The sequence below is a fragment of the Salinarimonas sp. genome (genome assembly GCF_046292825.1).
Lineage (GTDB): Bacteria > Pseudomonadota > Alphaproteobacteria > Rhizobiales > Beijerinckiaceae > Salinarimonas.
This window is the reverse complement of the sequence record NZ_JBKBQG010000010.1, coordinates 100,019-108,880: the sequence shown is the minus strand read 5'-3', so window position 1 is coordinate 108,880 and position 8,862 is coordinate 100,019. Positions and strand designations below refer to the sequence as shown.

Here is an 8,862-nt window from a genome sequence, read left to right as displayed (position 1 = left end):
GCTCCAGGGGCCACCCTCCCCTACGGGGAGGGATTCGCGCCCTCATCCCTCCCCGGAGGGGAGGGTGGACTTTCGAGGCGTGAGCCGAGAAAGGCCGGGTGGGGCCCGGGTGGAGAATGTTCTTCAAGCGTCGGGCCCCACCCGACCCCTGTCGCTGACGCTCCAGGGGCCACCCTCCCCTACGGGGAGGGATTTTCGCGCAGGAGATCCCCATGAGCGCGGGACGTGCCAGGAAGCGGCTCGGGCGGCTTCTCGTCATCGGCGTGCCTTATCTCTGGCTCGGGATCTTCTTCCTGTTGCCGATGGCGATCGTGTTCCGGATCAGCCTGTCGGAGCCGCGGCTCGCGCAGCCGCCCTACACGCCGACCTTCGATCTCGGGGCCGGGTGGGACGGGCTCGTCGACTTCTTCTCGCAGCTGTCCTTCGACAATTTCGTCTTCCTGACGACGGACGACCTCTACGTCTCGGCGGTGCTCTCCTCGCTGCGCATCGCCACCACAGCGACGCTGATCCTCCTCCTCATCGGCTATCCCCTCGCCTACGCGATGGCGCGCGCGCCGCAATCCTGGCGGCCCATCCTCGTCGCGCTCGTGATCCTGCCGTTCTGGACGAGCTTCCTCATCCGCGTCTATGCCTGGATCGGCATCCTGCGCACGGAAGGGCTCCTCAACCTGTTCCTGATGTCGATCGGCATCACGGACCAGCCGCTCGTGATCCTCAACACCGAGCTCGGCGTCCAGATCGGCATCGTCTACACCTACCTGCCCTTCATGGTGCTGCCGCTCTACGCCACCCTCGAGCGCATGGACGACAGCCTGATCGAGGCCGCGCAGGATCTCGGCTCGACGCCGTTCAAGGCGTTCTGGACGATCACCGTGCCCCTCTCGGCGCCGGGGATCATCGCGGGCTGCCTCCTGTGCTTCATCCCGGCGGTGGGCGAGTTCGTGGTGCCGGATCTGCTGGGGGGCTCCGACACCCTGATGATCGGGCGCGTCCTGTGGAGCGAGTTCTTCTCGAACCGCGATTGGACGCTCGCCTCGGCGGTGGCGATCGTCATGCTGATCCTGCTCGTCGGCCCGATCGTCCTCTTCCGCGAGATCGAGGCGCGCCGCGCCGAGGAGGAGGCGCGATGAGGGGCCGTCTGTCGATCTTCAACGCGACCGCGCTGACGCTCGGCTTCGCGTTCCTCTACCTGCCGATCCTCATTCTCGTCGTCTATTCCTTCAACGCCTCGCGGCTCGTGACGGTCTGGGGCGGGTTCTCGACGCAATGGTACGCGGCGCTCTTCCGCAACGAGCAGCTCATGGCCGCGGCCTGGGTGACGCTGCGGATCGGCTTCGTCACGGCGATCATCGCCACCGTGCTCGGCACGCTCGCCGCGATCGCCCTCACCCGCTACGGCCGCTTCCGCGGGCGCGCGCTCTTCACCGGGCTCGTCTACGCGCCGATGGTGATGCCGGAAGTGGTGACGGGGCTCTCGCTCCTCCTCCTCTTCGTCGCGATCGACATGAATCGCGGGTTCTGGACGATCACCGTCGCGCACACGACCTTCACGATGTGCTTCGTCACCGTCGTCGTGCAATCGCGGCTGATCGCCTTCGACCGCTCGCTCGAGGAGGCGGCGCAGGATCTCGGGGCGACGCCGTTGCGCACCTTCTTCTCGGTGACCCTGCCGATCATCGCGCCGGCGATCGTCGCGGGCTTCCTCCTCGCCTTCACGCTCTCGCTCGACGACCTCGTCATCGCGAGCTTCACCTCCGGCCCCGGCGCGACGACGCTGCCGATGCGCGTCTACAGCCAGGTCCGCCTCGGCGTGACGCCAGAGATCAACGCCCTCTCGACGATCCTCATCGGCCTCGTCACGATCGGCGTGACGACCGCCGCGATCGTCACGAAACGCTCCGCCGTCCTGCGCGCGGGCGCCAAGGGGCAGGCGACTTGAGGGACGCTGCCGAGCGAGCGCGCATGCCGCGTGCGCTGCCGCGCCTTGCGAATTCTCCACGTCGTCATCTCGCGATAGGACCGGACCGACAAGACACCGCCCCTCTCCTTCCCCTCAGGGGAAGGTGGCTCCGGACGCGGTCAGCGTCCGGAGACGGATGGGGTTTTTCGACCCGAAGGGTCGAAGGGGCGTTGGGCTTCTCCGTACGTAAGGGGCTCTACGACGACGCCCCTTCGCAGCTTCGCTGCGAATGACCCCATCCGACCCGTCGGCTTCGCCGCCGGGCCACCTTCCCCTGAGGGGAAGGAGAGCGGCGGCGCCTCGACGATCGAATCTCGTCTTGCCACAAGGGAAGGCGCCCTCCGCCTCCCCACTCACCCCTGCACCAACAACCCCGCCGGCAGCGTCGACAGAAGCGGCCCCACCGACAATTCGCGTTCGGCGCGGGCGCTGCCCCCCTCCCCCAGCGCGTCGGCGAGATCGGCGTCGGCGAGGTCGGCGGGGAGCACGATGCGCGTGTCGCCCCACCATTCGGCGGGCGGCGCGATCGCGTCCGAGCGCAGGAGCGCGTCGGCGAGGTGGCGGCCGGCGAGGCCGACGAGCGCGCTCGACGAATGCCGCCGCGCGAAGGCGACCACATGCGCCGCGCGCGGCCCGCGCACTTCGAGCGGCATGTGGTCGCCCGCGGCGAACAGCTCAGGCAGGCGACGGCGGGCGTCGAGGGCGCGCGCGATCAGCCGCGCCTTCACCCGCCCGTCCCGCCAGCGGGTCGCGAGGTCGGTGAGCGGCGCGGCGTCGGCGAGCGCGGCCTCGCGCGCCGCGTAATCGACCGGGTCGCGATTGTCCGGGTCGACGAGGGAGAAGTCCCACAGCTCGCGCCCCTGGTAGCAATCCGGCATGCCCGGCACCGCGCAGCGCAGGAGCGTCTGCGCGAGGCCGTTCGCGGCACCCGCCGCGGCGATCTCCTCGACGAGCCCGTGCGCGGCCTCGAGAAAGGCGGGGGAGCGGCGGGGATCGAGGATGCGCTCGAGGAAGGTTCGGCAGATCTCCTCGTATTCCCCGTCCGGAGCGCTCCAGGACGAGCGCAGCTTCGCCTCGCGCAGAGCCTTCTCCTGGAAGCGCGCGAGGCGGGCGGAAAGGCGCGCGAGGCCGTCGGCGTCGTCGGGGGCGAGATCGAGCGGCCAGGCGCCGACAAGGGCCTGGTAGAGCATGTACTCGTCGGCCGGGTCGATGCCGGAATCGGCGTGGCGCTTGTTGATGTCGAGGAAGGACGCCACGCGCTCCGCCCAGAACGCGGGCAGGCCGGACAAGGCGGCGAGACGCGCGCGCGAATCCTCGCCGCGTTTGTGGTCGTGCGTCGCGGTCGCGAGCATCGCGGCCGGGTGGCTCGCCGCGCGCGCGATGCAGGCGGCGTGGAAGGCCTCGCGCGAGAGGGAGAACCGGCCCGGGTCGCAGCCGACGTCGTTGCGCGAGAGGAGCCGGCCGTAGCGATAGAACGCCGTATCCTCCACCGCCTTCGCCGCGACCGGCGCGCAGAGCTGCTGGAGCGTGGTGACGGCGCGCGCCCGCAGGCCCTGGTCGGTCACGCCGACGCCCGAGATCCACCCCGCGAGGAGGTCGACGACGGCCCCCTCCCCCGGCGCCGCCATCTCCTTCGCCGCCTCGACCGCGCGCGCGAGGATCGGCGCGTCCGAGCCCGGCGCGGCGCCCGCCGTCGCATAGGTCCGATAGGCGGGGAAGGCGGCGACGAGCTGGGTGAGCGCGCGGCGGATCGCGTGGAAGGTCACGTCGCGCGTCTCGAGGCGCGCGCGGGCGAGATCGTGGAAGGCGTGGGCGCAGGCGTCGAGCTGGCCGGCGAAGGCGCGCACCAGCATCTCGTTGCGCGCATCCAATTCCTCGCTCGCGAAATCCGGATAGCGCCCGGAGATCTCCGCCCAGAGATCGGTGAAGGTCTCCTCGCCGTCGGGATCGGTGAGCAGCGCATCGGTCTGGGCGAGGAAATCGTAGCCCGTCGTCCCGTCGACGAGCCAATCGGCGGGCAGATCCTCGTCCTCGGCGAGGATCTTCTCGACCACGAGATAGAACGGCCCCGGCTCCGCGCCTTCGGGCCGCTTGGCCGCGATCTCGTCGAGACGCGCCCGCAGGCGCCGGCAATAGCCGGCCGGATCGGCGAGGCCGTCGACATGGTCGACCCGCATGCCGTCGATCAGCCCCTCGGCGAACAGGCGGAACAGGGTCGCGTGCACCGCCTCGAACACCTCCTCCACCTCGACGCGAAGGCCGGCGAGCTCGGTGATCTCGAAGAAGCGGCGGAAATTGATCTCGTCGCCCGCCGTGCGCCACCAGGCGAGGCGGTAGTTCTGGCGCGCGAGGAGAGCATCGAGCCGGTCCGGCTCGTTCCAATGCGCGAGCGCCTCCTCCAACGTCTCCCCCGCCTGCGCGCCGAGCGCGGCGCAGGCTTCGGCGAAATCGGGCGCGCGCGTGTCGGAGGGGAAGCGGTCGGCGAGCGGGCCGAGCGCCTCGGGGCCCGCGCGCAGCACCTCGGCATAATCCTGCGGCCGCAGGGGGAAGCGGTGGTGGTAATAGGCCGCGCAGAGCCGCTTCAGGCCCGCGTCCCAGACGATGCGGATGTCCCCCGACGCGAGCGCCTCGCCATAGGGCACGCCGAGGAAGGGCGCGGCGATCTTCCCCTGCAGCGCCGGGTCGCGCGTCTCCCAATCGATGTCGAAGAGCCCGGCATGGACGCTCTCGCGGCCGTTCTCGAGCACGTCGAGCCAGAACGGGTTGTCCGCCCCACCGACCGCGACGTGGTTCGGCACGATGTCGGCGAGGATGCCGAGCCCGTGGCGTCGGCAGGTCTCGACGAGCCGGCGCAGCCCCTCCTCCCCGCCGAGCCGCGGGTCGACGCGGGTGAAGTCGATGCCGTCGTAGCCGTGGGTCGAGCCCGCGCGGGCGGCGAGGATCGGCGAGAGGTAGAGGTGGCTGACGCCCAAGGCGGCGCAATAGGGCACGACGCGCTCGGCATCCGCAAAACCGAATTCCTCGCGCAGCTGCAGGCGATAGGTGGCGCGGGGGATCATCGCGTCTGCCCCTCCTTCGTGGTGCGGCGCGGACGCTTCTTCGCGAGCCGGGCGAGCCGCCCGCGCGCCGGCTCGGTATCGAGCCCCGTCTCAGGGAGCCTGCGACGCCAATTCGGATGCTCGTCGAGGGTTCCCGGCAGGTTCGGCTGCTCGACGAGGCCGAACAGGTCCTCCGCCGGGACGATCGCGAGATCGCTCGCCGTCGCCGCCACGAAATCGAGCGCGGCATCGACGACGGGCGCCGTGTCCGCGACGGGCGGCGCCGCGCCCTCCGCCACGCCCGCCTTGACGAGGCTCTGCCAGAGCACGCCGCGATCCTTTTCGCGCTCCTTGCGCGAGCGCTCGTGGAAGGCGGCGTCGGCCTGGCCGGCACGCTCGCGCCAATCGACGTCGTTGCCCGTCCACCAGCCGGCGACGGTGGGCAGATCGTGCGTGGTGGTCATCGAGGCGGCGTGGCGGGAATAGCGGCGCGGGCTCGTGAAGGCGCCGGTCTTGCCGCGCTCGAACCAGAGGACGCGCATGCCGAGCACGCCAGCCTGATCGAGTTTCGCGCGAAAGCCCGGCGGCACGGTGCCGAGATCCTCGCCGACGACGAGCCCGCCCGCGCGTTCGCTCTCGAGCGCGACCAGCGCCAGCATGTCGGCGAGCGGATAGCGCAGATAGCAGCCCTCGCGGGATTTGTGCCCGTGCGGCACGACCCAGAGGCGGGTGAGCCCCATCACGTGGTCGATCCGCACCCCGCCCGCCGGCCCGAGCGCCGCGCGCAGGGTCGCGAGGAAGGGCGCGTATCCGGAGGACGCGAGCGCGCGCGGGGAGAAGGTGGTGAGCCCCCAATCCTGCCCGTCGGGGCCGAGCAGATCGGGCGGCGCGCCGACCGAGAGACCGCCGAGCACGTCCTCGCCCCGGCTCCAGGCATGGCTGCCGCCCCCGTCCATGCCGACCGCGAGATCGGCGACGAGCCCCACCGCCATGCCCGCCCGCTTCGCGCGTGCCTGCGCGTCGGCGAGCGAGCGTTCGGCGAGCCATTGCAGGAAGGCGTGGAAGGCGACCTCGCGCGCGTTCTCCCGGCAGAATTCCTCGACCGCAGCGCTCTTCGGATCGCGGAAGGCGGCCGGCCAGGACTGGAACCCGCCCGCGATGCCGTTCGCGTGGAAATGGCAGGAGAGCGCCTCGTAGCGCGCGTGCTCCTCGAGAAGCGTCCCGCCACGCGCCCGAAACGCGGCGAAGTCGCCGCGGAGCGCGACCTCCCCCGTCACCTCGAAGCGTTCGAAGAGCGCCCGCAGCCGCGCGAGCTTGATGCGCGAGGCCGCCTCCCAATCGACGAGCTCCCCGCGCGGCGGCGGCTCGGCGGGGAGGTCGAGCGCGCCGAAGACGGGCGTCGGGTCGGCGAAGAGGACGTTGTGGAAGAGCCGCGTCGAGGGCGCGTAGGGGCTGTAGCGCGAGGGGTCGGCGGCGAAGAGCGCGTGCGTCGGGCTCATCGCGACCGCGTCCGCCCCCGCACGCGCGGCCTCCTCGGCGAAGGTCGCGAGCGAGCCGAAATCCCCCGCCTCCTCGCCCGCGCGCGGGGGCAGCGAATAGATCTGCGCGGCGAGGCCGAAGACCTTGGCGCCGCGCGTCAGATCCGAGATCCGCCGGCCATGCGGCGGGCAGACCGCGAGCGTGACGTGCCGGTCGCCGCATTCGAGGAGGTGGTAGCCCGGCTCCAGGATCGGCGGCAGCGCGAGCCCCGCCGGCCCGGGCGCGAGGCGCATCTCGCGCCGCCCGCCGCTCTCGTGGCGCAGCATCGCGACGGGGCCGCAGGCCGCGAGATCCGTCGGCAGCGGGGTCGATTGCCCGGTGCGCGTGACGAGGAAGCCCGGATGCCCGCTCTCCTCGGAGAGCTTGCGGCGGCTGTCCGCGATCTCGCTCGCGCTCCCCGCCGGCAGCCCGAGCGCGGCCAAGACGAGGCGCAAGCTGTCGGGCGAGACCGTCTGCGGCTCGCTCTTGAAGTTCTCCCAGGTCGTCTCGAGCCCGGCCTCCTGGGCCAGGGCGACGAGGGCCTGGTCGGTGTCGCGTGCGCTCACTTAGCTTTCCTCGATGAAAACGAGCGTGGTGCGGGCTGGCAGCGTGCCGCTCGTCGGCTGCGCCCCCACGACGAGGGAGGGGGGCGAACGCGGCGCGTCGGCAGGCAGCGCGACCGCGTCGTCGGCGAGGTTCGTCGCGATCGCAAGAAGCGTCCCGTCGCCGAGTCGCCACCGGGCGAGGAGCGCCTTGTCGCCCAAAACCTGCGCCGCCTCCCCCTTCGTGCCCTTCAGACGCGGCACGATCGCCTCGTGGCGCAAATGCAGGCAGCGCGCGTAGAGATCGATCACCGACGCCTCGCCCCCCTCCCCCGCGATCTTCGGACGCGAGCGGGCAAACGTCTCCGGCGCGTTCGGATCGGGGATCTTCTCGCGCGCCTTCTCGTCGCGGAATTCGGGGAAATCCGCGAATTCGCGCCTGCGGCCCTCGCGCACGGCATCCGCCAGCGCGTCGTGGAAATCGGTGAAGAACAGGAACGGCGTGGTGGAGCCCGTCTCCTCGCCCATGAAGATCATCGGGATCTGCGGCATCAGGAGCTGGAAGGCGGTCGCGGCGTCGAGCGCGGCGGCCGGCGCCATCGCGCGCAGCCGCTCGCCCATCGCCCGGTTGCCGACCTGGTCGTGGTTCTGGAGACAGGTGACGAAGGCGGTCGGCGGCAGATGGGCTGAGGGCTTGCCGCGGGCCGAGCCCTTGCCGCGCTCGGGCGGCTCGCCCTGATAGACGAAGCCCTCCATGCAGGCGCGCGCGAGCTTCTTCGCCGGCTCGCGCGAGAAATTGCCGTAATAGCCGTGGTGCTCCCCGGTCAGCATCACGTGCAGGCAATGGTGGACGTCGTCGTTCCACTGGGCGTCGACGTCGCGCTCGAGGAAGCCCGGCTCGTTCTCCTCGTTCTCGAGGATGAGGTGGACGTGGCGTCCCGGCTCGATCGCCGCGCGCACGGCAGAAGCCGTCTCGTCGATCCAATCGGGCTCGGGGATCGCGTGGACGGCGTCGAAGCGCAGGCCGTCGAGGCGATATTCCATCAGCCACATCAGCACGTTGTCGGCGAAGAACGTGCGGACTTGCCGGCGGCGGAAATCGATCGCCGCGCCCCAGGGGGTGTGGATGTCGTTGCGGAAGAAGGGCTCGGCATAAGCGTGGAGGTAGTTCCCCTCCGGCCCGAAATGGTTGTAGACGACGTCGAGAATCACCTGCAGGCCATGGCCGTGGGCGGCATCGACGAGGCGCTTGAGATCCTCGGGCGTCCCGTAGGCCGCGTCGGGCGCATAGGGCAGGACGCCGTCGTAGCCCCAATTGCGCGCGCCTGGAAAGGCGGCGATCGGCATCAGCTCGATGGCCGTGATCCCCACCTTCGCGAGATCGGCGAGCTTCGCCTCGACCCCCGCGAACCCGCCCATGAGCCCGACATGGCACTCGTAGACGACGAGCTCCTCGATCGGACGGCCCATCCACTGCGCGTTGCGCCACTCATAGGCGCGGGGGTCGACGACGAGGCTCGGATCGTGCACGTCGTCTCGTTGCGCCCGCGAGGCCGGATCGGGCACGAGGAGGCCGTCGTCGAGGCGGTAGCGATAGGCCGTGCCGGCCCCGCACGCGACCTCCGCCGAGAACCAGCCGTCGGGCTCCTTCTCCATCGCGATCGCGGCGCGCCCCTCGATCTGCACCTGCGGCGCCTCCTGGCTCGGCGCCCAGAGCCGAAAGCGCGTCCTGTCGGGCGCGACGAGCGTCGCCCCGAACCGGGTCTCGTAGGCATGTCGCGTCATCGCCTGGTCCTCTCGT

Annotated in this window: 5 protein-coding genes; 2 read left to right on the top strand and 3 right to left on the bottom strand. The window is 71.1% G+C overall.

All coding sequences use genetic code 11. The annotated features are described in order from the left end of the window. Positions 1-212: 212 nt before the first annotated feature. A complete protein-coding gene (locus ACK4UM_RS07675; RefSeq protein WP_409797456.1) occupies positions 213-1,133 on the top strand; it encodes an ABC transporter permease subunit in 921 nt (306 codons plus the stop codon). Further along, positions 1,130-1,942 carry an ABC transporter permease gene (locus ACK4UM_RS07670; protein WP_409797454.1) on the top strand — a complete coding sequence of 271 codons (813 nt, stop codon included), beginning with the start codon at positions 1,130-1,132 and terminating at the stop codon, positions 1,940-1,942. The genes ACK4UM_RS07675 and ACK4UM_RS07670 overlap by 4 nt, the downstream gene beginning before the upstream one ends. A 374-nt stretch (positions 1,943-2,316) precedes the next feature. Here the strand turns inward: ACK4UM_RS07670 and treY are convergent, their stop codons facing one another. The 3 genes from treY to treZ are packed head-to-tail and all read right to left on the bottom strand — an operon-like array spanning position 2,317 to position 8,846. Beyond that, on the bottom strand, positions 2,317-5,022 hold the full coding sequence (gene treY, locus ACK4UM_RS07665) for a malto-oligosyltrehalose synthase (protein ID WP_409797452.1): 2,706 nt from the start codon (positions 5,020-5,022) through the stop codon (positions 2,317-2,319). After that, on the bottom strand, positions 5,019-7,085 hold the full coding sequence (gene malQ / locus ACK4UM_RS07660; protein ID WP_409797450.1) for a 4-alpha-glucanotransferase: 2,067 nt from the start codon (positions 7,083-7,085) through the stop codon (positions 5,019-5,021). The genes treY and malQ overlap by 4 nt, the downstream gene beginning before the upstream one ends. After that, entirely contained in the window at positions 7,086-8,846 is a 1,761-nt protein-coding gene (gene treZ, locus ACK4UM_RS07655) for a malto-oligosyltrehalose trehalohydrolase (RefSeq protein ID WP_409797448.1), read from the bottom strand. Positions 8,847-8,862 lie beyond the last annotated feature (16 nt).